Below are 24,810 nucleotides of genomic sequence, written 5' to 3' on the forward strand. Positions count from 1 at the left end.
ATTTGCCGAGCTTTTTTGTTGCAGATTAACCTGCTTGTTTAACTACCAATCTACTCAATAGCAATCGTGTCGTCCTTAGCTGCCGCCTCTGTTAGCTTGGGCAGCACAACCGTGAGCACACCATCAGCCATTGACGCCTTGATGTGGTCACGATCAACGTCTGGCAGGCGGAAACTGCGGCTAGTTTCGCCGTACTGCCGCTCGCTCATCAGCACGTTCCCATCCTTGTCCGTGTGGTCGTCAAACACATCGTGCCGAACGCCAATGGTGAGCACATCATCACGGTAATTCATCTTGATGTCTTCCTTTTTCAGACCCGGTACGTCGACCTTCACTTGGTATTCCTTGTCGCGATCCTTAATGTCCGTTTTGAGCGTGTGTTGTGGAACCATGTCACCAAATAAGCGGCGCCCCATTTTGGCAAAAAATGGGTCATCTAGCCAGCCGTCGCGTTGCAACAAATCATTCGTCATAACACTCATCCTTTCATTAATTACCAATTACCACTCCCACCGACACATTAATTATAGCATCCCCAACTGACCAAATTGCAAATAAGCATATTTGGCCATTTTTTTGCCGTTTTAATAACAATTAGTGCATTTCTGGCTCAAACAAAATGAAATCACGGATACTTTGCTCTTAAAATTAACAATTTGAATTAAGGTGTGGGGCATTATGCGGTCAAAACACGCCAAAATGGCCGCAACCAAAGTTGTCCCCTACTGTTCACCAGTTTGCACGGGTTATCAACACTAGTTATACACACCGCGAGTATTTACCTCCCCAAATATTGGGGTAAAGCACACGTTCGCGCCAAGATTTGGTGTGCAAAAAAATCAAGCCCAAATTGCAAAATTGCCGTTTATCCACAAGCAAAAATTATTCGTAAGCTGGTTGCAAGCGGGAGCAAATGCCCAGTCTACCGCGTTTTCCCAGCTGCATTTTCTAGAAAAAAAGTTTTTGTACACAGCTTATCCCAAGAAGTGGAAAACTCCCTTAAACCCACTTATAAACACAATCCACAGACTTATCCACAGGCGGTAGATAGTTTTGTCCTCAGCGTTAATCCCCAGCCCTGAAAGCAAATCACGAACAAATCTCCGCTTTTTACCGTTTTAATTAACAAAAGTTCGGATTTTTCGCTTATTTTTGGATAGAAGGTTCTGAAAACGGTATTTTTAGGGGCGATTAGTTACTTCATCCCCGGTAAGAACACCACCAATACACCCTGTGGATACAAAAAGCGAGCTGACCGTGTGGCCAACTCGCTTTTGGACTTTTTACTTAATTAGAACTATCCGACGTATCCAGCTGGGAGGTCGTCTGGGTGAGCTTAATGTTGACGGTCTTCTTGCTGCTACCACGGTAGTAGGTGACCTTCACCGTATCGCCAACTGCATGCTTGTACAGCTCGGTGTGCAGGTCGGCCATGTTCGAGACGTCATTGCCGTTAATGGCCACAATGACGTCGTACTTCTTGATTCCGGCTGCCCGGGCGATACTCTTGGTTGTGAAGCTTGCGACCACCACACCGCTTGTGACGGAGCTTGGCAGCTTCAGAACGCCAGACTGCTGATCAGCTGAAACCTGATCGAGGTCCACGGCGGAAATGCCGAGTGCCGGCCGCACAACTTTACCGTTCGTCACGAGCTGGTTGATGATGGATACCACTTCATTGCTAGGAATGGCAAAGCCCATGCCCTCAATTGTGGCACTATCACTACTGCTCGAGGAGGAGCCAGACAGCTTCATCGAGTTAATCCCGATTATCTGGCCAGCCAGGTTAATTAGTGGACCACCGGAATTACCGTTGTTGATGGCCGCATCCGTTTGAATAACGGTTTGCTGACTCGTGGTTTGGCCCGTCGTCTCGTCGGTCGCGTTAACCGTCCGACTCTTGGCGGAAATAATCCCCTGGGTCACACTCGTCGCGTAGTCCGTCCCGAGTGGTGAGCCAATCGCCAGGACGGTTTGACCGGCAGATATCTTGCTTGAGTCACCGAAGCTAGCCGTTGCGGTTACCTTGGTGGACTTAATCTTGAGCACCGCCAAGTCGGTCACGGCATCCGCGCCGACCTTTGTCGCGGTCAACTTGGTCCCGTCGCTTAAGATCACCTCGAGCTTATCTGAGCCGGAAATCACGTGGTTGTTGGTGACAACGTACGCATAATCACCGTCCTTCTTATAAATCACCCCGGACCCTTCCGAGTATTCCGTCAGCGTCGAACTGGATGACCCGGAGTTGTCGCCCCGCCCCGATCCGAATAAATCGCCCCAGGCCCCATCATCTGAGGAACTCTGATTCTGGTAATTAATCACAGATACGACCGCGTTTTTCACCTTTTTAAACGCGGTTTGTGATGCATCGCTCTGCGTTACGGCCATGTTGGACACCTTGGTCGCGCCGCCACTGTTGCTGGTCGTGGTGATGCCGACACCGCTGCCGCTGCGGGTGAGCGCGTAGTACGCCGCGCCCCCACCGGCGCCACCGCCAATCACGGCCGCAACAACTGCAACCAAAATAATCTTGCCCCACCCTTTTGGCTTGCGGGGTGGCTGCTGGTCCCCGTTGTTTAGTGGTTCTTCTGTGAATTGATGTGTTTGGTTATCCATAATGTTCGTGGCCAAAACGCCACCGATCCTCCTTTACGGTACAGACGCAAAGCGCCCGCAGACTTTAATATTGGAAGCATCTCCACTTCCTGATAATTCTATAATATCGATGGAATGTGACCAAAGTGTGATGAACCCAGTAAGGTTTTAGTACGCTTTCTACATAATTAGCATAACATTTTGCCTCACCCAAAATGTTGCCCGCACCAACTATTTACCAACATTTTACAGAGCCGGCCGGATGCGTTAAGCCTTGCTCGACCGTCAGCACCTTAGCCCTGCACTTTTAGGCCACACAAAAAAACCAGACGGGACAGATTGGTTAAATCTGTTCCCATCTGGGGCGTTAATTACTGAGTGAGACCGATCTTGAACCGCATCATGGTGTTCTTGGCGTCGCGTGCCTGCCGCGCAGTCTTGGCCGCTGTTGGGCTGGCGGAGCGAATCTCGTTACCCTCGTGATCGTGGTAGATGAGCAATTCCTGTGGCACGGGAATCCAGCGCGTTACGTCGAGGTCGACGTCAAAGCTCTTGGAGTAGATGGTGCCGCTGATTGGCATGCCAATGTCCCCACTGGTGCTGATGCGCACCGTGAATGGCTTGTCAGGGCCGAAATCGGGCTCGGCTGGGGCCTTACTGAAGTCCGCCTCGTCGCCAAACTGCTTTTCAAAGCGGGCGTACTGCGTGCCATCGATACCGACAAACACCGCTTCAGAAATGGCTGACAGGTAGACGCTCGTTATTTCATAACCCCAAGACTGCATGTAGCTAACCGCGTAAAAGACCCGGTCCAGCAGCTGCTCGAACTGACCACGCCGGTACATCAGCTTGGTGACCCGAAGCATCAGGTCGATGTTCAGGTACTCACTGACGGCACTTTCGTTGTGTTCTTCATAGAAACGGCACGCCTCATCGTAGGTCAGCGTGCGGAAATTCGTTTCGAAGAACTTCGGGTGTGCTTCCTTAAAGACGTTCAACTTATCGCGGTTGCCCCAGTATGTGACGTGGCTCAAACGCCGCACGTCCTTGATAACGTCCTTTTGCGCTGCTTGGACAACGTTATCAACTTCGCGCCAGTTCTCGAAATCCGAATATTTCAGCAAACCTGCCATGAAAATTCGTCCCTTCTCCGTGTTATTTAATGTCTCAACCGTATACAAATTATTCAATTACATTATAACAGAGTCGCGGTATAAGCCCAAAGAAAAAGTAATGTTAAATCTTCAATGACGCAAAATTTGCAAGCAGACGTTATCACTAAATTTGTCATATAATTACCGCCAAGATTAACTAATTGCTAGCAATTACGCGTTCTGTTAAACGAGCAATTAAAGTGCGGTACAAAAAAACCGTCCGGCAGACGGACGGTTTTTGATTCACGATTAATTTAGACGACAAAGAGCGGCTGTGCATGTTCGCGCTCCGTGTCGAGCACGTCGAAATCATGCCCAACACCTAAGCCTTCTTGCTGCAACATCTGCGCAACGGTCATGTGCGCGAGCGGCCGCGTATTGTTGTGCGCGGAACGGTGGCCGAGATAAACCCGCTTCGTACGCGGACCAATCACGTCCAGAAGTGTGTTGGCCCCATCCTCATTGGACAAGTGCCCGTAATCGGACAGGATTCGTTGCTTCAGGCTCCACGGGTACGGGCCCTCCCGCAGCATTTCGATATCGTGGTTCGCTTCCATAATGTATGCGTCCGAATCACGAATGGTCCCGGCCAGCCGGTCAGAAACATAGCCCGTATCGGTTAGAATCGTAAACGCCCGGTCATCGTGGTGGAACTGGTAGAACTGCGGTTCAGCTGCATCGTGGGACACAGCAAAACTTTCGATGTCCAAATCATCTAACGACAACGTGGTGCCCCGCTTGAAGATGTGGAGTTGATCGTATGGCAGAATCCCAACGCTCTTTGGCAGGTGGGCAAACGTGCCCTCGTTCGCGTAAATATTGAGGTTGTGGTACCGCCGCGCCAGAACGCCCACACCAGCCACGTGATCACTGTGTTCATGCGTGATGAAGAGGCTGTCCACGTCGTCCAAACTGCGGCCAACGCTTGCCAGCAACTCAGCCATTTTCTTCCCAGAAAAACCGGCATCAACCAGCACCTTGTGTTTCGGTGTCTCAATGTATGTTGCGTTGCCCGTGCTGGAACTGGCCAGTACACTAACGCGCATGCCAAAATCTTCCTGCTCCAAACTGCCACTACCTTCCTTAATCTATAGCTTCGATTCTACCCCATTATTCTAAGGGTTGCATTAAAGCGGCACGAACAAGACGGCCGGGTAATCCCCAAAGTGGAATCCCCCAACCTCATTGTTAATGCGTCTTGATGACCGCCTTGGTAATGGCGTTAATCCGCTTAATGGACACGCTCTTGGAGTTCTTGCTCTCGATACCAACGAAATACGCGGGAATGTACACCGTGCTCCCCTTGGCGTCGAGCAACCACGTGTACCCCTTGTTAATCCAGATGACACGGGAGTTCGCGACAATTTCGTTGCTCTGGTACAGCGTCGTGACGGCCTCGCGCTCACTAATGACGGTCTCGTCATTGCGCATCGTCAGCAACTTGTCGACGTAAGTTTGGGTGTAGCCAGTGAGTTTACCATCGTGGACGGTCAGGATTAGCTGGCCGCGATCATCAAGGAGCAGCCGGCCGTTAACCTTTTGCGCAAAAACATAACTCGTGTCCGTACTTAGGTATTTCTGGTACACATATTCGTGACCGTACAGTACATTCGCGCTGCTTTGCACCCAGTCGGTCAGCTGCGTGGCAACATTATCGTCCTTGCGCAGCGTCAGTGGATTGTTCAGCGTTGCGTCCAGCGTGACGTAAGCGCCCTTGTTGACGTTGATTGATTGGTCACCAGACTTGGCCACCTGCATGTAGTGGTCCGCCAAATCGTTGTTGCCGCGGCTAGCAAGGTACGCGCCGGTGCTGGTCTTCGTCGATAACTCGGGCAGGGCAATGTCGTCATCCTTGATATCACGCATGACCTGATTCGTCCCGCCGGTGGTTCCGGTGCTCAAGTACACCCGCTGATTTTGGGCCATACTCCAGCCAAGGAAAATGTCGAGTGCAACAAATACGACTAAGAAAATCCATTCAATTCGGCGAAAATCCATAGCAATCCCTCCTTCCCGTCTCCGTTACCGCGTGTTCGCGGCCGAGCTGTCCATGGCCTTGCTGCGGCCACCAGCAGGCGTAACCTCGCTCACTTTCGCCTTAATCGTAGCTTCCGTGATTGTGCCATCCATGATGCTTGCGTAGTCATAATAGGTCCCGTTTAGACGCACATAATAGGTTGGCACCAGGTCGATAACCAGAGAACTATCATCGTCTTTTTCCCACTTGTAACCAGGCTGCACATCGTCAATCTGGCCGTTCGTGAAGCCCTTGGCCCGCACGTTAGCTAGAACCGTTGAGGTCGAAGCCAGCTTAACCGGGTTTTCCCTAGTTGGTACGGGAACGGACAAATTATCACCAGAAAAATCAATGGTCAAACTGCCATCGGTGCGTGTCACTTCGACAGTTCCGCTCATTGTCTGGTTGAACACCGGTAGTCCGTCCACGTACGTACGGAACGTCACCGCTTTTGCGCTCGTGTCGTAGTGGGTAAACCGCACGCCATCAACACTGGTTGGTTGTAGCTGCATCATCTGCGTGTACGCATCACTTAGCACTGACTTCCGCGTTTTCTTGGGGCCGTCAGTTGCAAAGTTTTCGTACTGCATCTGGCTGTCGTTTCGATCCGCAATCAGCCGCTGATTATTGTTGTTAACGGTGTAGAAGGTTTGGTCGCCCACCTGCTTGGAGTCCACCGCGCTGGTAGACTTGTTGCCCAGTAGTGCGGCGACAAAGTGGTTGGCGCCTTGCTGGTCCACCAGGTAAGCGAACGGCTGCATCGCCAAGCCGTCGGGATACAGGGCGACCTCGCGCCCGTTCATCCGGCTTTCCACCACGGTGAAGGAGGTGCTGGCCTTGTTGATTGCCCGGTTAATTTTGCCGTAGTCCGGCGTCTTGGCAAAGCTCAGCCTGCGGACGGTGCGGTTATTATCGTTGACGAGGTCGACCTTTTCGTGCCGCATGTCAATGACAATCCGGGTGAACTCGAACTCACCGCCCCGATTTTTAGCTGACTTGGTGAAGAAAAGGCTGTTAAACAGGTGCCAGCTCATCCTGTCGGTGTACACGAGCTGCACGGTGTTGTCCTGAGTCAGCAGCGCGTCATAGGCACTCACGGTCAGCGCGCGGCTGCCACCAACACGATTAATCTGCGCAGATTGCATCGCTTTGTGCACCCGCACCGCCATATCCGTGTCATTATTTACCAGCAGCTTTTTGGCGCCGTTCTTCTGTTGGTACACCGCCACTGGCAGGAAGACTTCATCCTTATTTTTTTGACTTGTGGTGTGCGTGGTTGTTTTGACTGCCACATCGGTCGTCGCCCGGTGTTCCAAGTGGGCCGGGTTGAACCAGATAATCCAGGTAAAAATCAGGCTGATTGCAACCAAGATAATCAGCGCAACCCGGAGGCAAATATCTTTAGCCTTCATCCCATTCATCCTCCGAATCCATTGGTTCATAAGGCAAGGAAATGTAGAACGTGCTCCCCTTGCCTTCCTGTGAGTCAACCCAGATACGACCACCAAGGGCCTCGACGACTTCCTTAGAAATCGCGAGCCCAAGTCCGGTCCCACCCTGCTTCCGGCTGCGGGCCTTGTCTACCCGGTAGAACCGGTCGAAAACGTGGTTGATGTCCTTGGCCGGAATCCCCAGCCCCTGGTCGGTAATCGAAAGAATCACGTGGTTGTGGGTTTCCAGCAGCCGTGCGGTAATCACACCACCATCAGGCGAGTACTTAATCGCGTTGTTCATGATGTTGTCGACCACCTGCATGAACTTGTCCTGGTCGATTTCGACCCACAAGTCGCGCTTGGTGATTTCACGGCGAATCGAGTAATGCTTCTTTTCCTCTTCGTGCAGGTGCTTGGTCTCGCCAGTGTGTTCGTTGTCCGTCTTCAGCATCATGTCGAACCGATCAAGGATATAGTTGAAGAACTCGTTCATGTTGACGGTTTCCTTGTCAATCTTCGTCGTCCCTGAATCCAGTCTGGACAAGGCGAGGAGGTCGTTAATCATGCGAATCATCCGGTCGGTTTCCTCGGCCGTGACGTTCAAGAAGCGCGGTGCAAGCTTAGGATCCTGCCACGCCCCATCGTTCAGCGCCTCAATGTAGGACCGCACCGACGTTAGCGGCGTCCGCAACTCGTGCGAGACGTTCGAAACAAACTGCCGTTGCTCACGCTCACTGCGCTGCTGTTCAGTAACGTCGTGCAGCACGGCAACAATCCCGCTGATAAAGCCCGTTTCCCGCTGAATTAGTGAAAAGTCGGCGCGCAGAATCATCTCGTGGTGTTCTTCGGTCTCAAAGGTGAGCAACAGTTCCTTTTGGCTCTCGAGCAAATCACGCAGGTTGTAATCGTTGCTAATCTTCAGCAACTTCAAGATTGAAACCCCGATGGCAGATTCATCGGTGAGGTGGAGGAAATTCAGCGCTGTTTCGTTAATGATAATGACGTTCCCACGCCGGTCGGTCGCGATAACCCCATCCGTCATGTGGGCGAGCACCGAGTCCAGCCGCCGTCGTTCAGCCTCACTGGCCTCCTGTGCCTCTTCCACGCGCACGGAAAGATTGTTAACCGCTACGGCCAACTGCCCTAGTTCGTCCTGCCCGTAAATCTTAACCTGCCCGGAGTAGTCCCCGCGGGCCATGCGAATGGCTTGTTGCTTCATCGCGTCAATTGGCTGGGTTATTGCCCGGGAAATAACAATGGAAATGACCATGCTCAAAAAGCCTGCAAGCACCGATGCAATCAGGAAAATACGGATGATGCTGTTCAGGTTATCGTACACGGAATCCATGCTGGCCTTGATGTAGATAGCACCAATAACGTTGCTGTCGTCCCCCGTGGAATTGGTATTCTTGAGGGGGATTACCTTGGTGTAATTAGAGCTGCCGCTATTGCCGTCATAGGTGAAACCTTCATACGTTTGCCCGGTGTAAAGGGTGTTTTTAACCTGGGTAATAGTGCTTTTTTGGCCAACGTCGTCCTGCGCGTTAACGTTGCTGTCCCCACGCACGGTCCCCTTCACGTCGACAACCTGAATGTCCGCGGAGTTGGCGATGCTGGATTCACTTAACAAATTACGAATGTCCGCGTTGGCACTCGTCGAATCCTTTTTGGTTAAATCAACGGCCAGCTGGTCCTGAATGTAATTCTCGATGGTAATGCGGCTCTTAAAGCTATCAACGTTTTGCTGCTCCAACTGCTTAACAAAATACGCCCCGATTAACTCCACGGTAATCAGAACGAGCAGCACGAACACAATCGCAATTTTGAAGTTGATTGATTGGAAGAACCGAATTTTCTTATTCAATCTCAATTTCCCCTAGTAGGCTGGCACGCAAGATAAATCATGCACGTGCCAACTTCCATTAAATCCAAGTCACTTATTGAAGATGCAAATATTGATATCAACAAATAACCCGGGCAACATTCCCCCCCGAACCTGGGAGTGTTGTCCGGGTTACACTTATTTCTGATCATTTTCAGGGTTGCGCAGGTAATAACCCACGCCGCGCCGGGTAATCAACCATTCAGGGGTCGATGGGCTATCTTCAATCTTCTCCCGCAGACGCCGAACCGTTACGTCAACCGTCCGCACATCACCAAAGTAGTCATAACCCCAAACGGTCTGGAGCAGGTGCTCCCGGGTCATCACTTGAGTCAGGTGTCGTGCCAGGTAGTGCAGCAATTCGAACTCACGGTGCGTGAGCTCAATGTTCACGCCGCGCTTGGTGACCGTGTACGCATCGGGGTGAATGACCAAATCGCCAACCGTCAAATCCTGTGTTGGGGTCGTGGCCTCCGCAACCTTTTCGGTATCACTGCGGCGCAAGTTAGCCTTGACCCGCGCGACGAGTTCACGGTTTGAAAACGGCTTGGTCACATAATCATCGGCACCGAGCTCAAGGCCCAGCACTTTATCGATTTCGCTATCCTTCGCCGTCAACATGATAATTGGTGTGTCGTTGTCCTTGCGAATCCGCCGTGCAACTTCCAGACCATCGATTTTTGGCAACATCAAATCAAGGAGCACCAAATCAGGATGCTCGTCGTTGTACTGGCTCAGGGCTTCTTCACCGTCGAACGCGGTGACCACCGTGTAGCCTTCTTTTTCGAGGTTGAATTTGACGATATCCGAAATCGGTTTTTCATCGTCAACTACTAGTATTTTCTTAGCCATACTTTTCCCTCCATTAATGGGGTTCCGCCTTATATTATACTTGTTAATCCGACTAGTAGCAAAGCATCTGCGAAAGCGGAACCAAAAAAGTGGCTTAATTTCCAAAAAATGCGTCAAGCAAAAGGATATTGAACCGTCTGCGTAAACAAAAATGGCACCAACACCTAACTTATGGCATTGGTACCATTTTCATTTAGACTAAGCGGCAATTCGTCGCCAAGCTATTTTTGCTTGTGGAAAATTTTGGCGTATACCCCTTTGAACCCACGCGAGAGCACCTGGAAGAAGCTAAGCGACCACAAAATATGATCCGCGGGAATGTATTCACGAATAGCACGCAACACTTTGTGCGGTTCTTTCGTTGCAAAGGAGAAGTCAACACCTTTTTTGGTCCGAATGGCAAAGCGCGGAATTTTCCGCCCACCGAACAATTTCGAAGCAATGACGTAATCCACCGCTTCCCAAGGAATTTGAATGTTCCGATTGACGTCACGGTCGTCGTAAAATTCAAACGCGTGATCGCCAACCATGATTTTACCGTACGTGCCCAAGCCCATGAATGACGTGGCCTTCTCCGTTAAATCGACCTTTGTGTTGAGTGATTCAACCATTGCTGTTACCTCCTGTGTTCCTTAATGATTGCAGTATACGCGTCTCAAAAACAAGAACCCAGACAACGAGTGTCTGGGTTCTTGCACCATACATTTAATCTAGCGGTAAACCACTGATTACATAAGGTGAATAACGTGGAATACAACACCGATAACGAAGAGTCCCAGAATAACAACGATTGGGGAAACCTTCTTCTTCAGAAGCCACATGCAAGCCAAGGTAAGAAGCAGTGCGGCGAGACCTGGAATCAGAGAGTCCAAGTTCTGCTGCAGGGTAGTAACCTTAACTTGATCAAGGGACAGGCCAGCAGCCTGTTGAGAAAGAGCTTCCTTGATACCAGCGGAACCCTTTGGTAAGTTCTTCCAGTCGATGTAGGCACCAGCAGACTGCTTGATGGATGATACGACTGGGGTGAACTTAACGGCAACCCAACGGTTAACCAAGGAACCCAGGATGAACATACCAAGGATGGAAGCACCCTTAGTAACACTCTGGAGAAGGCCACCAGAAAGGTCTTCGGTAATCTTGGAACCTGCACGGTAACCAAATTCCTGAGTGTACCACATGAAGGCCATACGGATGATGTTCCAAGCAACAAAGAAGATGATTGGGCCAAGGATGCTACCGGTCAAAGCCAGAGAAGCACCAAGGGCACCAAGGATAGGACGAACAGTGAACCAGAATACTGGGTCACCAACACCGGCCAGAGGGCCCATCATACCAACTTTAACACCCTGGATGGCAACGTCATCGATAGGTGCACCATTGGCACGCTCTTCTTCAAGAGCAAGCACAACACCAGTAACAGGTGAGGAAACGTAAGGGTGCGTGTTGTAGAATTCCAAGTGCCGCTTCAGGGCAGCAATCTGGTCATCCTTGTTGGTGTAAAGCTTCTTGATTGCTGGAATCAGTGAGTAACACCAACCACCATTCTGCATACGTTCGTAGTTCCATGAACCTTGCAGGAATTGTGAACGCCACCATACGTGAATACGATCACTTTTAGTTAAACGAATATTTTCAGCCATAGTTTTCACCCTCCTTCCTAATACTGATCAATGATGTCGCCGACGGGGTCACCCGCGTTAGCAACAGCACCGTTACTTGAACCAGACTTGGAAAGGGTCAGGTAGATCAGGGCAAGGGAGATACCGATTGTCCCAAGGGCAATCAGGGTCAACTGACTGATCGTAGCGAGAACAAAACCAAGTGCGAAGAATGGCCACATTTCGCGGGTCGCCATCATGTTAATAACCATGGCGTACCCAACGGCAACGACCATACCACCACCGATACCAAGACCATCGGTGAGCCATGCAGGCATCTGTTCGAGCAGAGCCTTCACTGGGTCAGCACCGATTGCAAGAATCAGGCCTGCAGGGATAGCAATACGAACACCCTGCATGCAGATAGCAACAACTTGCCAGAAATCAATTGCTCGGAAGTTACCCTTTGCAGCAGCAGCGTCCATGAAGTGGACAATAGCGGTAGCAAGAGTACGAACAATGGTCGTCAGGAGCAGGCCAGCAATAGCCAGTGGAACAGCCAGAGCAATAGCAGAGTTGATGCCGGCCTTACCCTGACCACCAAGGACAAGAATAATTGCGGATGCAACAGATGCAAGGGCAGCGTCAGGAGCAACAGCGGCACCGATGTTTGCCCAACCAAGAGCAATCATCTGCAACTGACCACCAAGAATGATACATGGTACCAGTTGGCCGGTAACCAAACCGATCAATGTGCAGGCAACCAATGGCTGGTGGAATTCGAATTCATCAAGAATCCCTTCCATCCCAGCTAGGAATGCCACAATGATGACCAGAATGATTTGAATAGCGTTTAAAGACATTACGTATCCTCCATTCCGAATAGTGAGAAAATCAATAACTAGTTCTGCTTCTTAAGTTCAGCTTCAGCCTTGGCCATGATGTTGTCCAAGTTTTCCTTGGAGTCAGCAGGAACCTTACGAACGTCCATTTCGACGCCTTCCTTTTCGAGGGCACGGAATGTGTCAATGTCGTTTTGGTCGAAAGCCAAAACCTTGTTTGGCTGGGCCTTGCCCGCAGAGTGAGCCATAGACCCAACATTAAGGGACTTAATAGGAACCCCACCATCGATAGCGCGCTTAGCATCTTGTGGTGTTTCGAATAATAGCAGTGCGCGTTCGCCACCGAAGTGTTTGTTATCCTTTGCAATCTTAATCATCTGATCAACAGGGATAACGTGAGCTTTAATTCCTGCAGGTGCAGCTTCCTTGATCAGAGTAGAACGCATGTTGTCCTTCGCAACGTTGTCAGAAACAACGATGATACGCGTTGGGTTAACGCTCTTGCTCCAAGCAGTTGCAACCTGCCCGTGAAGCAGACGGGAGTCAATACGTGCAAGCACGTACTGCAAGCTCCCTGGCTTGGTGCCGGCACCTTCAGCTGCTGCAGGAGCTGCTGCAGCCTTTGGAGCTGGTTCAAGTGATTCTGGCTTAATCTTTACACCTTCACGACCGGACTCAACAATGTGAGCTGCCAGTTCGTGTGCAGATTCAGTAGAAAGCCGTGCGCCGTATGCCTCAATAAGCATTGGCAAGTTCAGACCAGTAACAATGGCCCACTTGTCTTTGTGTTCCTCGAAAATGCTGTTCGACTGGTTGAATGGGGAACCTCCCCAAAGATCAACCAAGAAGAGAACTTCATCTTCGGGATCAAACTTGGCAATGGCTGCTTCCAAGTGTGCCTTCAGGTCATCTGGACCTTCGTTGGGCATGAAGGTTACTGCTTCAACCTTATCCTGCTCACCGAAGATCATCTGACCGGACTGCTTGATGCCTGCAGCGAATTCGCCGTGACTGGCAAGAATGATTCCGACCATTATGTCGCCTCCTAAATTATTTTAGAATTCCCCCGCACTTCCGTTGAACCGGTTCAACGCATTGCGCTCAGTCGGCGGAGGAAATGGAAGGGGTTTTCTTAACATGGATAAGTATGCCTAGATGGCCAATTTTTTGCAAGCCCTTTCTTGAGGCGTTTTTTGCGATTTTCATGAAAGGTCTGAACTAACGCGGCTAACTACCCTTAAAAAAATTTCAACTTTTTTTCACATCTGCATTTATTGGGCTGTTTTAAAGTGTTCATTCGTAAAAAGTTTAGGCATGCCCACAAATTAGTTTTAGGCATGGCTAACAATTGAGGCTAGCCGCCCCCACCACGGGTTTGGTCGCGCTTTAGATGTAATCTGAACAATAGACACTATATGTTGTATTTGTTCGTTATGAGCACATTAGGTTAGGTCTTTGGTCAGTACCAATGTTCAAATATGAATATATTCATTTTCAATTCAAACACATTCGGCATGCCATAACGTTGACCAGTCAAGCACTATCCACCGTTTGATTAGCCAAATATTAAAAATAACATGACATTTGCCGTTCGTTGGATTGAAAAACCGACGACTTCATTTCGGCAAGATTTGCGCCGTAGGTCTAATCATTTAATGCACCAAATTTTTTACATTTTTGTTCAGCAAATAGGCTCACTAAATATATAGTAGGAAAACTTCGGGGTGTCACCTGCGATTTACTTTCCCACAGGCCCCCCTTGCGCTTTGTTAATGATTAGAGTATGGTTAATTTCGATAAATAAATAGACGACGAAATAGAGGTCGCGGGGACGACGAAAAACTAGTGAGTGACGGACACGATGAACTAGTTGGTAAGCTACCCCGCCGAAACAATCATTACCACCGTACGTAACGATTGTTGGGCCAGTTGGCGAAAGCTGCTGGACTGTCGTAATGGCTACCTGGCCATTACGGAGCGCTATAAGGTTGGTTTTACTTCACGTAGAATTAATTGATGGGGCCTCGAAGCTAATAACTTCGAGGCCTTTTGCTTTGCACTTCTCTATTTCTCCCAATTTGAAAAAGGAGATTTGTCATGAAGAAGATTTGGTCAACATTAACTGGCATCATCGTCGCTGCCGGATTGTTCCTTGGCTTAAACGCCGGCAGCAACAATGTCCAAGCCGCCACTGATGATACGTTCAAGGTGGGGATGGAATGTGGTTACGCTCCATTCAACTGGACGCAACAAACCAACGCCCACGGAGCCGTACGCATTCAAGGCACTAAGCTCTGGGCCAACGGTTACGATGTGCAGACGGCGAAGATTATCGCCGATAAGCTGGGTAAGAAGTTGGTGGTCGTCAAGACCAAGTGGGATGGACTATTGCCATCATTGACATCCGGCAAAATTGACGCAATTGTCGCCGGCATGTCCCCAACTCCTGATCGCCGCAAGAGCATTGACTTCACCAACGCTTACTATGTTTCAAAGCTAACCATGGTTGTTAACCGCAACAGTAAGTACGCAAACGCAAATTCAATTCAGGATTTTAAGGGTGCGAAAATCACCGCCCAGTTATCCACCTATCACTACGATGCCATCAAGCAAATTAAGGGCGTTCTACGTCAGCCAGCGATGGATGACTTCCCCGCAATGCGCGTGGCGCTTGAATCCAAGACAATTGACGGGTACGTTTCCGAAATCCCTGAAGGCATTACCGCCGAGGCCGCGAACCCAGACCTGAAGATGGTCCACTTTAAAAAGGGCCAAGGGTTCAAAACGAGCGCTTCCGATACGAACCTGGCTATCGGGGTACGCAAGGGTTACAAGTACACAAACAAAATCAACACCATCCTTGCCGGCATGAGCGACAAGCAGCGGAACCAGCGCATGGACGATGCCGTTGCTAACCAGCCAAGCACTGCGGCAAAGGGGAACTGGTTCATCAACATTCTCAAGGATTACGGCCCAATGCTCGCATCCGGGACCGGCATGACTCTGCTCATTTCCCTGGTCGGGACCATCGTCGGCTTCGTCATTGGCCTGCTTGTTGGGATTCTGCGCACCATCCCCGCACCAAAGAACAAGGGTAAAAAGGGCCTGCTGGGTCTACTCAACTGGCTCCTGTCTGTTTACATCGAAGTCTTCCGTGGTACGCCAATGATTGTGCAAGCAGCCGTCTTCTATTACGGCGCTGCCCAAGCATTCGGAATTAACATGGACCGGACCGTTGCCGCACTCATCATTGTTTCAATTAACACCGGGGCCTACATCTCCGAAATCATTCGCGGAGGGATTATCTCCGTTGATTCAGGCCAGTTTGAAGCAGCCAACGCTCTGGGGATGACCCACTGGCAGACGATGACCAAGGTGATTCTGCCGCAAGCCGTCCGTAACAGCCTGCCCGCAGTTACCAACGAGTTCATCGTTAACATCAAGGACACGTCCGTATTATCCATCATCAGCGTGTCTGAACTGTTCTTCACCTCCGAAACCATTGCCGGGCAAAACTTCCAGTTCTTCCACACCTACCTGGTTGTCTGCCTGATCTACCTGGTACTCACGTTCACCGTTTCGCGCCTGTTCCGCCTCATCGAAAAGCACCTCGATGGCCCCAAGAACTACAACGTGATGAACAACCAGATGCAAGTGGAATAACAGAGCGGAGCCACCCGGGAGCTTTTGAGCATTACCGTGAGTCTGATTTTGATGGGCGGTTTTCCCATCGGAATCAGACTCGTGGTAAGCGGAAAAAGCTGGGTGGCGGAGCTCGACTATGAAACAGAGCGAAGTGACCCGTTCTGAAGTTGAGGATTACCGTTGAATTTGGTTTGATGGGCGCCTTTTCCCATCAGACCAAATTCAGTGGTAACCGCAAACTTCAGGGGCACGGAGCTCGACTATGAACAGAGCGGAGCCACACGTTCTGAAGTTGAGGATTATCGGCGATATGTCAGTGATGGGTGGTTTTTCCCATCATTGACATATCGTGGATAACCGCAAACTTCAGTGTGGCGAGCTCGACTATGAACATAGCAGGCCACACGTTCTGAATTTGAGGTTAACCGTAGACCTCAGCACACAAGTCCCAATTCATGAGGAGAAACAAAATGCCAGAAACAATTTTAGAAGTGCAAAACCTCCGGAAAACCTTTGGGAGCCACGAAGTTTTGCGCGACATCAACCTAACCGTCACCAAGGGGGAAGTCCTCTCCATTATCGGCCGGTCCGGCTCCGGTAAATCCACCCTGCTGCGCGGCCTGAACCTCCTGGAACCACCAACGGGCGGCAAAGTGCTGTTCCACGGCGCCGACGTGCAGGCGGAGGGCTTTAACCTAGCCCAGTACCGCGCCAAGGTCGGCATGGTGTTCCAGAGCTTCAACCTCTTCAACAACCTCACCGTCCTCGACAACGTGGTCGTGCCCCAGGTGACCGTGCTCAAGCGGGACCAGGCTGCCGCCAAGACCCACGCGCTCGAGGTGCTCAAACAGCTTGGCATGGACCCGTACGTCCACGCCAAGCCGGCCCAACTCTCGGGGGGCCAGCAGCAGCGGGTCGCCATCGCGCGGGCTGTGGCCATGGATCCCGAAGTGTTACTGTTTGACGAACCAACCAGCGCACTGGACCCCGAGATGGTCGATGATGTACTCAACGCCATGACCGACCTCGCCAAGACTGGACTCACCATGCTGGTCGTGACTCACGAAATGCAATTCGCCCGCGACGTCTCCGACACGGTCCTCTTCATGAACGAGGGAATCGTTGCCGAACAGGGCACGCCGGACCAAATCTTTGGTCACCCGCAGGAAACCGTCACCCAAGACTTCCTGAAACGGTACCTAAACCGCGTGTAATCACTAATCACGCACGCAATCCCCACCGCGATGACTTCGCGGCGGGGATTTTTGTATTCGGTTAATTTGCTTCACGATTGCCGTACCGGTAAAATGGAGACGATTTAATCCACCCGCGCTGGCCTAGCCACGCGCATTACATAGGAGGCACCGCCATGAACATTTACACCGCATTCACCCTCCGCCCCGACCAAACCGCGGCGCTCACCGCCGCTGGTCACACCCTCGTTCAGCCCGCAGACTTCAAACTTGAGCAAGCCGTAAGCACAATCGCCGTCGTTCTTGGGTGGGACCAAAACGCGCAGCAACTGCTCGCCGGCCCGAACCACGTGCGCTGGGTGCAGACCGTCTCCGCCGGGGTTGACTACCTGCCACTGGACCAACTTGCCGCACAGCACGTCCTCGTCAGCAACACGTCTGGCATCCACGCCGAACCCATCGCCGAATCCGTACTCGCCTACCTGCTGGCGTTCGGCCGCGGCATGCAGACGGCTCAGCAATTGGATCCCGCCGCTCTCTGGCACCGCAGCAACGTGATGGCGGATATGTTCACCCTTGCCGACGACCGGACTGCGGTTGTCCTCGGCACCGGCCACATCGGGCAGGAAATCGCGCGGCTACTGCAGGCGTTTGGCGTGCACACGCTTGGCATTTCCGCCCACGGCCGTCCCGCTTTGCACTTTGACCAGGTCGGCACCGACGCCGATACCGACGCGTTCCTGGCGCGAGCCGACTTTGTTATCAACGTTATGCCGCTGACGCCCAGCACCCACCACTTCCTGAACGCCGCCCGCTTTGCCAAGATGTCACGCAAGCCCGTCGTCGTTAACGTTGGCCGCGGCCCGTCGCTCGACACAGACGCGCTGCTTGCGGCTCTAGATGCCGGGCAGATTCGCGGTGCCGCCCTCGATGTGTTCGAGCAGGAACCGCTGCCGACCGACTCGCCGCTACTGAAGGACCCGCGCATCATCGTCACCCCGCACGTGTCCGGAACCGTGCCGCACCTGCGCCGAGAAGTGTACGCCATCTTCAGCGCTAACCTGCAGCAATTCACCCAGAATGGCACCCTAGCACGCAACCAGGTGAACCTAGCCGCCGGGTACTGAAACCACCGCCCGAACAACGGCGACCAACGTAGCCATTAATTTTGGAGGTAACAATTTGATGATTGACCACATTTTTTCCGACATGGACGGTACCCTGCTCAACCCCGACGGCCACATTACCGCCGCGACCGTGAGTGCCATCAAGCAGGCACAGATCCCGGTCACCCTCGTTTCGGCGCGCGCACCGCTCGAGATGGCGGCCAGCATCCAGGCACTCGGACTGCACGAGCCCCAGATTGCGTTTAACGGTGGGCTCATCTTCCAGCCATCCGCGACCGGCATCAACTACATTCAGGAGCGCCCCATCGCCACCGCGACCGCCAATCAAATCGTCACCACCATCGAGCGCTCGCTGCCGGCGGTGTCCGTCAGCTACTACGACCGCACGCGCTGGTACGCGGGCAAACTGGACGAGGGCATCGCGTACGAACAGCGCCTCACCGGCCAGATGGCAACCATCACTCCGAGTGCGCAGACGTTCGCCCAGCAGCGGTGCACCATTTTCAAAATCATGTTCATCACCTTTGATTCAGCCTTGATGGGACAACTGCGCGCCAAACTCGACGCCATGCACCTGGCCGGCGTCAGCGTTCAGCAATCGGGGACCGCCTACCTGGAAATCACCAGCAGCGGCGCCAAGAAGTCCCACGGCATCCGCTACATCTTGGAACGCCAGCACCTCGACGCGGCCAACACCGCGGGGTTCGGTGATGGACACAATGACCTGCCGATGCTCGAAATGGTGGGCCTACCCGTGGTCATGGGCAACGCGCTGCCGGAAATCAAGGCGGTCGCCCAGTATGTGACCAAGACCAACGCCGCAGACGGTGTGGCCTACGCGCTAAAGCACTACCCCGCATTTCAGCGGACTCCAAAATAGACCCAAACGCAAAACTCGCGGTGCCAACACAGCCAATTAAGGACTGTTGCTGGCACCGCGAGTTATTTTTATTCATCGTCCGTGGCCACCGCACCCCATGCAAACAGCCGCCGCCAGCGAGCTACACTGGTTTCCGCGGTGAACGTGATGAGGAGCAGAATCGGCGGCAGACTCTGAATCAGGTAACGCGAGCGCCCACCTTCAAACATCAGTAAGTAGAGGAACGAGCCGATGATGGCAACCCGCAGCACCTGAATAAACCGCCGCTGATCGTTCCAGGCAAACGCAATCAGGAGCAGGCCGATCACCCAGATGAGCTGGCTCACCCAACGGAAATCACCGAGGTTGGTCCCGTACAGGTAGACGAACTGCTGCAGGTGGTTCTTAATGCCCGGACCCGGCGTCGGCTTCGGGTTGACGTTCAGGAAATGGCCCTCCTTGTCCCAGGCGAAGGTCCCATCGGCGGTATCGTTGCGGTGCTTGAGGAACAGGAATCGGGCGTAACCAAGCGGCCCCATCTTCGCCAGACGCTGCTTGAGCTTCTTGATGGAATAGTCACTGCGCGCCTGCTTGGTTGGTAGCACAGCCATGGCCAGCGCGTCCTTGGCGTTGTAACCCCCCTCACCGGAAACACCCATGCTGATGAAGTGCACGACGGGAATTTCCCGACCGGGGGTGATTTGGATGTAGTCCTGCCGGCTGATGGCGGTGTCCAGGGCCTTGTAGCTACCCGCACCCACCACCGCGATGACGGCTAGGGTCACGCCGAGCTGCGTCCAGGCCACCCGGCGCCCGCGTTTAAATGCAAACAGGAATTCGACCGCGGCGATGGCCACGACCGGAACGATGGCGGACGGCTTGATGAAGTACGCCGCAACCGTAGCCCCCATCAGCGGTATCACCGCCAGCAACCGCCACTGCCAGCGTCCAGGGCCGCGGACTAGCACCACGTACCCCAGCAACATTAAGCTTACGAGCGGCAGAACCCACGCGTCCGTGTACGGTACGATGATAGTCGGGAACCAGGCCAGCCACACCGCGTGTACGTACATCGCGATGGTCACGTGCCGCCGCAAGATGACGGCAACCGTAAGCAGGTTAAACAGCGCACTCAGGTCGACCAGCACCAGCGTAATGTAGTCAAACGTCAGCCACGACGTCGAGTGGAGCAACTGAGCAAACCAGTGCATGGCCAGCACCACGGGCACGTTGTTAAAATTCTGGCTGAAGTACCCACGCATGTTGCTGCTGGTCGTGTCCGTGAGCGCCTGGTGCAGCGCCCCCGCGTCCCACCCAATCGGCGGGTGAATGTAGTGAACGAACACAATCTGCCACAACACCACCAGTGCCAGCATGACGCTCGCGGTTTGCCGGCCGTGCTGCACAAATAGCCACCGGCACCTGGCTGCAAAGCTGGGGTACGCGTACAGGCCAATGGCGCAGGCCACAATAATGATGATTAGAACCGCCGTCACCATCGTCGTGCCGGCACCGGTCACGTAGTTGTCACCGACGATAAGGTTGGCCGACGTCAACGCAAAGATAGTGGTCAAGCCAAACAGGATGCCAAACACCCAGTTGATGACGTGCTGCCCAAAATGAAAAAATTTATCCGCCAATGCGATTCTCCTCTATCTTCGCGTAAACCCCCGTTTCCCGGCTGCTATCTGTCCAGCTCAGGCAGGGTGCGGCCGGTCACGTCGATGCAGTAGGCCCGCGTCGGTGAGTCGCTGACCTCGATGCGGCATAGCACGGCCCCGTTTTCGCGCAGGATGCGATCAATCTTGTCGAACAGGTAGACCGTGACGTTTTCCACGGTTGGGTTAATGGTCGCAAACTCCGGCAGGTCATTAAGGTACTGGCCGGACAGCTCGTCGATTGCGTTGTGCAGTAACTTTTCGATGTTGAAAAACTCCACCATTGCGTCGACGGTGTGCAACTCACACACAATCTCCCAGGTGTGGTTGTGCCGCTCACCCGTGCCGGATTCCCAGCGCATGGCGTGGCTCGCGTTCACGTATGACTTCAATTTGTAAGTCCGCTGTTTTGGTGCCATTACTTATCCTCCCGTTTCTCGTCCTTGGCGTGCAAGGAGTGCACATCGTGGCCAATCACCGTCCGCAACTGCTGCCATTCCTGACTGAAACTGCGCAAGCTCCACGAGGCCTTGGTGGTCATCCCGTTGATAATCCCAATCAGCCGAATCCAGGAACAAATAAAATTATAGGCTGGCAGGGTGAACGCCACCCACCAGAGCTTGCTGTAAAAGTGTTGCTCGGCTGGATAGTTGCGCATCAAGATGCGGACGCTAATGTAGTTAACCATGGAAACAAATATATACATGAAATATATAAGCAAGTAAGACAACAGCATCATGCGCATGGGGTAGCCGAACCCAACCAGTACCAGGCTGGCGAACATCCAAATCATCTTCGGAAAGACGAAGGTGTGGTCAATCATCATGCGCCGCACCAAGAAGTTCTTGAAGAAGAAGTTGATGCCCGCGGTCAGCCGCATGTAGTGCCGCGCGACCTCCATCTCTCCACGTTGCCACCGTTGCCGCTGAGTGTAGAGCTCCCCGAGGCCGGAAATGGGTTCGATGTAAAAGATGGCGTCAGTACAAATGACGACCTTTTTACCCAGCCGCGTGCGGATTTGGAAGGTCATGTCCGTGTCCTCGCCAATGGTGTCGGTGTTGTACAGGTACGTCTCCATCAGCACCTCGCGCCGAAACGCCGAGAACGCACCCGACATCGTGAATAGCTGATCACGGTTGGACTCGATGGTCCGCCCCGACATGAAAGCCTGCGCGTACTCGTAGTATTCGTTTTTGGCCAGAAGCCGGTGCCACCAGTTGGCCACCCCGGAGACTAGTTTACGCTGGGGCAGGATGGCGCCGGTCATCGCGGCGATGTCCGGGTCATTTTCAAAGCGCAAGACCATGCTGCGAATCGCATTTTGCTCGAGGACGCCGTCGCTGTCAATGTTAATAATGTACGTGCCAATACTCTCGTAAATGGCGGTGTTGAGTGCCTTGGCCTTGCCCTTGTCCGTGTTCACGTAGCGCAAAAACAAGTCCGGGAACGCGTTTTGGGCGCGCGCAAACACGCTGAAGCTATCATCGGTGCTCTGGTTGTTAGCCAGGACAATCTGGATGGCGGATTTGGGATAACTTTGCTGATTCAACGACTCGATGCAGGCAAACAACGTGTCCGCGGAATTGTACACCGGGACAATTACCGTCACCAGCGGCCACTTGGTTGGCTCCTTGAGCACGGGTTTGTGCATGTTACGGTAGAGCAGCGTGATGGTCGCGGTGATGGAAGGAATAATTTCGACCACAATCGGGATCAAGGTCCAGGTAATCCAGAACCCCATCTGCTGCAGCGCCAGGTTTAACCAATAACTCATTCGTGCGCCTCCTTATCCCGACTCAGGCTGCGGTATATTCCACGCGCGAGCTGCGAATAGGTAAAGACGTTGTAGTAGAGCACGATGACCAGCGCGTAAAACACGAGGCGGCCGATGATGGAGTGCGCCAGGAAGAACAGGCTGCCGCCGCCAAAATGCACGATGGTCACCACGGTCATGAGCCGGATGACGTTACTCAGGTAAATGTAGAACAGGCCGAAGACGGCGTAGAAAACCTTTTCCTTGCGCTGATACGTCGGGAAGAACGCAATTAACGCAATCAGGGCGCAGGTCTCGATGATGCCGGAGCACTCAAAATCGATGGACATGGTCACGGGGTTCCCCACGTTAACGATGTACACCAGCCCCGTCTTTAAAATCACCAGACACCAGCCAGTGAGATGTCCCAGCCAGCTGACCCCGTGAATCACAGCGTGCGTGAAAAACCACACCCAGTACGGGTAGCTCAGCGCCATCAGGATAAAGAAGAGCCCAGCACTGCCCACAATGAAGTAGAAGGCAGCGAGCCGGGCCCGCTTGAGCACTGAGAGTACGTACAGCCACACGACTGTACCAATTAAAAGGAAAATGCTCATTGCTTAATTACTTTCCGTGCACACGCACAGTAGTGCGCGTGCCCAAACCAATCTTCTTCACTTTCATGTAGCCAACACCGGCCAGTAACACGCCGATACCCGACAACACGACTGGCCCGGTCGAGCCACCCGCGGTTGTGACGGTATTGCCGCCAAGTGAATAGTTGAAGATGTTCAGGTCCTGACCCGCCATGTCGGACAGGCCCAGCTTTTTGAGGTCGATGGTGAATTCCATCTCCTCGTGCCACCCGGTGTATGCACCCGGGTTAGCTACCTTGGAGATGGCCGCGGTTCCGACCGTATTGGGGAAGGAACTGTTGTCCTTACCCGCAGTCACCGCCACGTTCTCAGTTTCGCCCTCCGCTAGATTACCGTCGTCGTTAGCCTTGATGAAGTACGTCTGGCCGCCCACGGTAAAGTTGTAGGACTGTTGCGGCACGGTTTGGTAAGCACCGGTCCGCACGTAGACGTACGCGTACTGGCCGTCACTAGTCATCCCCATTTTGCCGCCGTTGTTAACGCTGGTCAGCGGAATGTTGGCCCAGTCGTTATACTGACCGTCGATGTTGATGTTCGCATCGTCATTGTTGTTGTTCTGGTGTCCTTGCGTCGTGTCGGCATCAGTCTTTTCGACCACCCCGTTAGCATCAACGGGTTCTGTGGTCGCAGCAGAGCCCGTTGTCATGCCGCTCGTGGCCACACCCGTGGTCACGGACGCCACTGGGGTCTGGGTGTTCCCAAAGCCAGTCCCGCTACCGTCCATCGTCACCGTGGAACCCACTGAGATGGGACTCAGCTTGGCGCTGGCGAGGTCGACAGAAAATTCGACCGTGCTGTAGTCCTGCTTGTAGGTACTACCATCCGCGGTGCTGCGGGTCACCTGCGCGGTACCCACCTGAGCAGAATGGTCGTTCAGAATCACAGGAACGGAGCCGGATTGAGTCGCGCTCTGACCCAGCTGGACCGCTAGCGTTTGCCCACCAACCATAAAGCTCCACAGTGCTTGCGGCACCGCGTTGTTGTTTTGACCGGTGTGTACCTGAGCATAAACGTAGAGGGTAGACGTCGTTGCGCGCAACTTGACCTGGGTCGTGTTGTCCGCCGGCGCACCATTCCACCAGTTTAAATTAGCACCGCTGACGCCGGACCAGTCACTGAAGTCACCGTCAATTGTGATGGGGGTCACCGCCGCGGCATTTTGCGTGCTACTGCTGAACGTCCCCGCATGGACGGTAGCCGCGGTCGCACTGACGATTGCGCCGGCCATGCCGATGAGCACGGCCCCGGCTGTAAATAATCGATGTAATTTCACTTATGTAGTTCCCCCAAATTCCACTAAACGTGCCTGACACTCCCACAGCGTCGATTTGGTCGCCACAAACGGGCGACACTTCTGTAGTTTATATTATTGTTTTATTAATCATTGTGCAAGCATTTTGCATAAAATTTTCGTTATTTTTCTCTTAGTGGCCAAAGATGGCTAAAACGTGAGCCTTATCGGGCCGAACGCAACAATCATTACGGTTAATTCGATGAAACTAAAAGGTCATTTGAATTATTTTATGCAAAAAATATTGCAGTTTAC

Annotated in this window: 21 protein-coding genes and 1 riboswitch; of the genes, 4 read left to right on the forward strand and 17 right to left on the reverse strand. The window is 52.7% G+C overall.

The window, feature by feature from the left end:
• Positions 1-50 precede the first annotated feature (50 nt).
• The 12 genes from EKN00_RS04825 to EKN00_RS04880 all read right to left on the reverse strand — a co-directional run bounded on the left by EKN00_RS04825 (position 51) and on the right by EKN00_RS04880 (position 13,407).
• Positions 51-473, reverse strand: coding sequence for an Hsp20/alpha crystallin family protein (locus EKN00_RS04825; protein ID WP_127849014.1), 423 nt, complete (start codon positions 471-473; stop codon positions 51-53).
• Positions 474-1,287: 814 nt separating this feature from the next.
• Positions 1,288-2,616 carry a S1C family serine protease gene (locus EKN00_RS04830; protein ID WP_127849052.1) on the reverse strand — a complete coding sequence of 443 codons (1,329 nt, stop codon included), beginning with the start codon at positions 2,614-2,616 and terminating at the stop codon, positions 1,288-1,290.
• A gap of 350 nt (positions 2,617-2,966) precedes the next feature.
• Positions 2,967-3,728 carry a hypothetical protein gene (locus EKN00_RS04835; protein WP_127849015.1) on the reverse strand — a complete coding sequence of 254 codons (762 nt, stop codon included), beginning with the start codon at positions 3,726-3,728 and terminating at the stop codon, positions 2,967-2,969.
• A 275-nt stretch (positions 3,729-4,003) separates the two neighbouring features.
• Positions 4,004-4,795 (reverse strand): MBL fold metallo-hydrolase, encoded by a 792-nt coding sequence (locus EKN00_RS04840; RefSeq protein WP_127849016.1) that lies wholly within the window; start codon positions 4,793-4,795, stop codon positions 4,004-4,006.
• Between the two features lie 142 nt (positions 4,796-4,937).
• Entirely contained in the window at positions 4,938-5,747 is an 810-nt protein-coding gene (locus EKN00_RS04845) for a two-component system regulatory protein YycI (protein WP_127849017.1), read from the reverse strand.
• A 24-nt stretch (positions 5,748-5,771) separates the two neighbouring features.
• Positions 5,772-7,178, reverse strand: a complete 1,407-nt coding sequence (locus EKN00_RS04850; RefSeq protein WP_164848027.1) for a YycH family regulatory protein — start codon at positions 7,176-7,178, stop codon at positions 5,772-5,774.
• Positions 7,168-9,063, reverse strand: coding sequence for a cell wall metabolism sensor histidine kinase WalK (gene walK, locus EKN00_RS04855; RefSeq protein WP_127849019.1), 1,896 nt, complete (start codon positions 9,061-9,063; stop codon positions 7,168-7,170). The genes EKN00_RS04850 and walK overlap by 11 nt, the downstream gene beginning before the upstream one ends.
• Positions 9,064-9,219: 156 nt before the next feature.
• The gene (yycF, locus tag EKN00_RS04860; RefSeq protein ID WP_127849020.1) at positions 9,220-9,933 is read right to left on the reverse strand and encodes a response regulator YycF; all 714 of its coding nucleotides are present in this window, start codon (positions 9,931-9,933) and stop codon (positions 9,220-9,222) included.
• A 221-nt stretch (positions 9,934-10,154) separates the two neighbouring features.
• Positions 10,155-10,544, reverse strand: coding sequence for a DUF956 family protein (locus EKN00_RS04865; protein ID WP_127849021.1), 390 nt, complete (start codon positions 10,542-10,544; stop codon positions 10,155-10,157).
• Between the two features lie 117 nt (positions 10,545-10,661).
• A complete protein-coding gene (locus tag EKN00_RS04870) occupies positions 10,662-11,573 on the reverse strand; it encodes a PTS system mannose/fructose/sorbose family transporter subunit IID (protein WP_127849022.1) in 912 nt (303 codons plus the stop codon).
• A gap of 17 nt (positions 11,574-11,590) precedes the next feature.
• The gene (locus EKN00_RS04875; RefSeq protein ID WP_127849023.1) at positions 11,591-12,394 is read right to left on the reverse strand and encodes a PTS mannose/fructose/sorbose transporter subunit IIC; all 804 of its coding nucleotides are present in this window, start codon (positions 12,392-12,394) and stop codon (positions 11,591-11,593) included.
• A 38-nt stretch (positions 12,395-12,432) separates the two neighbouring features.
• Complete coding sequence (locus EKN00_RS04880) at positions 12,433-13,407, reverse strand: mannose/fructose/sorbose PTS transporter subunit IIA (RefSeq protein WP_127849024.1); 975 nt, start codon at positions 13,405-13,407, stop codon at positions 12,433-12,435.
• 775 nt (positions 13,408-14,182) lie between these two features.
• Positions 14,183-14,364: riboswitch (Lysine riboswitch) on the forward strand.
• Positions 14,365-14,470: 106 nt separating this feature from the next.
• On the opposite strand from EKN00_RS04880, the gene EKN00_RS04885 reads away from it, so the two are divergent.
• From EKN00_RS04885 to EKN00_RS04900, 4 genes are all read left to right on the forward strand, one after another.
• Positions 14,471-16,036 carry an ABC transporter permease subunit gene (locus EKN00_RS04885; protein ID WP_127849025.1) on the forward strand — a complete coding sequence of 522 codons (1,566 nt, stop codon included), beginning with the start codon at positions 14,471-14,473 and terminating at the stop codon, positions 16,034-16,036.
• Positions 16,037-16,488: 452 nt separating this feature from the next.
• On the forward strand, positions 16,489-17,232 hold the full coding sequence (locus tag EKN00_RS04890) for an amino acid ABC transporter ATP-binding protein (protein WP_127849026.1): 744 nt from the start codon (positions 16,489-16,491) through the stop codon (positions 17,230-17,232).
• Positions 17,233-17,387: 155 nt separating this feature from the next.
• Positions 17,388-18,338 (forward strand): NAD(P)-dependent oxidoreductase, encoded by a 951-nt coding sequence (locus EKN00_RS04895; protein ID WP_127849027.1) that lies wholly within the window; start codon positions 17,388-17,390, stop codon positions 18,336-18,338.
• A gap of 58 nt (positions 18,339-18,396) precedes the next feature.
• Complete coding sequence (locus EKN00_RS04900; RefSeq protein WP_241559459.1) at positions 18,397-19,218, forward strand: Cof-type HAD-IIB family hydrolase; 822 nt, start codon at positions 18,397-18,399, stop codon at positions 19,216-19,218.
• Positions 19,219-19,286: 68 nt separating this feature from the next.
• Here EKN00_RS04900 and EKN00_RS04905 read toward each other — a convergent pair whose 3' ends face one another.
• Genes EKN00_RS04905 through EKN00_RS04925 form a run of 5 tightly spaced genes read right to left on the reverse strand, consistent with a single transcriptional unit; the run spans position 19,287 to position 24,537 of the window.
• Positions 19,287-20,837, reverse strand: coding sequence for a TIGR03766 family XrtG-associated glycosyltransferase (locus EKN00_RS04905; protein WP_127849029.1), 1,551 nt, complete (start codon positions 20,835-20,837; stop codon positions 19,287-19,289).
• A gap of 44 nt (positions 20,838-20,881) precedes the next feature.
• Positions 20,882-21,274: a 6-carboxytetrahydropterin synthase gene (locus EKN00_RS04910; protein WP_127849030.1), complete on the reverse strand. Its 393-nt coding sequence runs from the start codon at positions 21,272-21,274 to the stop codon at positions 20,882-20,884.
• Entirely contained in the window at positions 21,274-22,629 is a 1,356-nt protein-coding gene (locus EKN00_RS04915) for a TIGR03111 family XrtG-associated glycosyltransferase (RefSeq protein ID WP_127849031.1), read from the reverse strand. The genes EKN00_RS04910 and EKN00_RS04915 overlap by 1 nt, the downstream gene beginning before the upstream one ends.
• Positions 22,626-23,225 carry an exosortase family protein XrtG gene (xrtG, locus tag EKN00_RS04920; protein ID WP_127849032.1) on the reverse strand — a complete coding sequence of 200 codons (600 nt, stop codon included), beginning with the start codon at positions 23,223-23,225 and terminating at the stop codon, positions 22,626-22,628. The genes EKN00_RS04915 and xrtG overlap by 4 nt, the downstream gene beginning before the upstream one ends.
• Positions 23,226-23,232: 7 nt before the next feature.
• Entirely contained in the window at positions 23,233-24,537 is a 1,305-nt protein-coding gene (locus EKN00_RS04925) for a Firmicu-CTERM sorting domain-containing protein (RefSeq protein WP_127849033.1), read from the reverse strand.
• Positions 24,538-24,810: the final 273 nt, after the last annotated feature.

The organism is Lacticaseibacillus hulanensis (assembly GCF_004010095.1).
GTDB classification, from domain to species: Bacteria; Bacillota; Bacilli; order Lactobacillales; family Lactobacillaceae; genus Lacticaseibacillus; species Lacticaseibacillus hulanensis.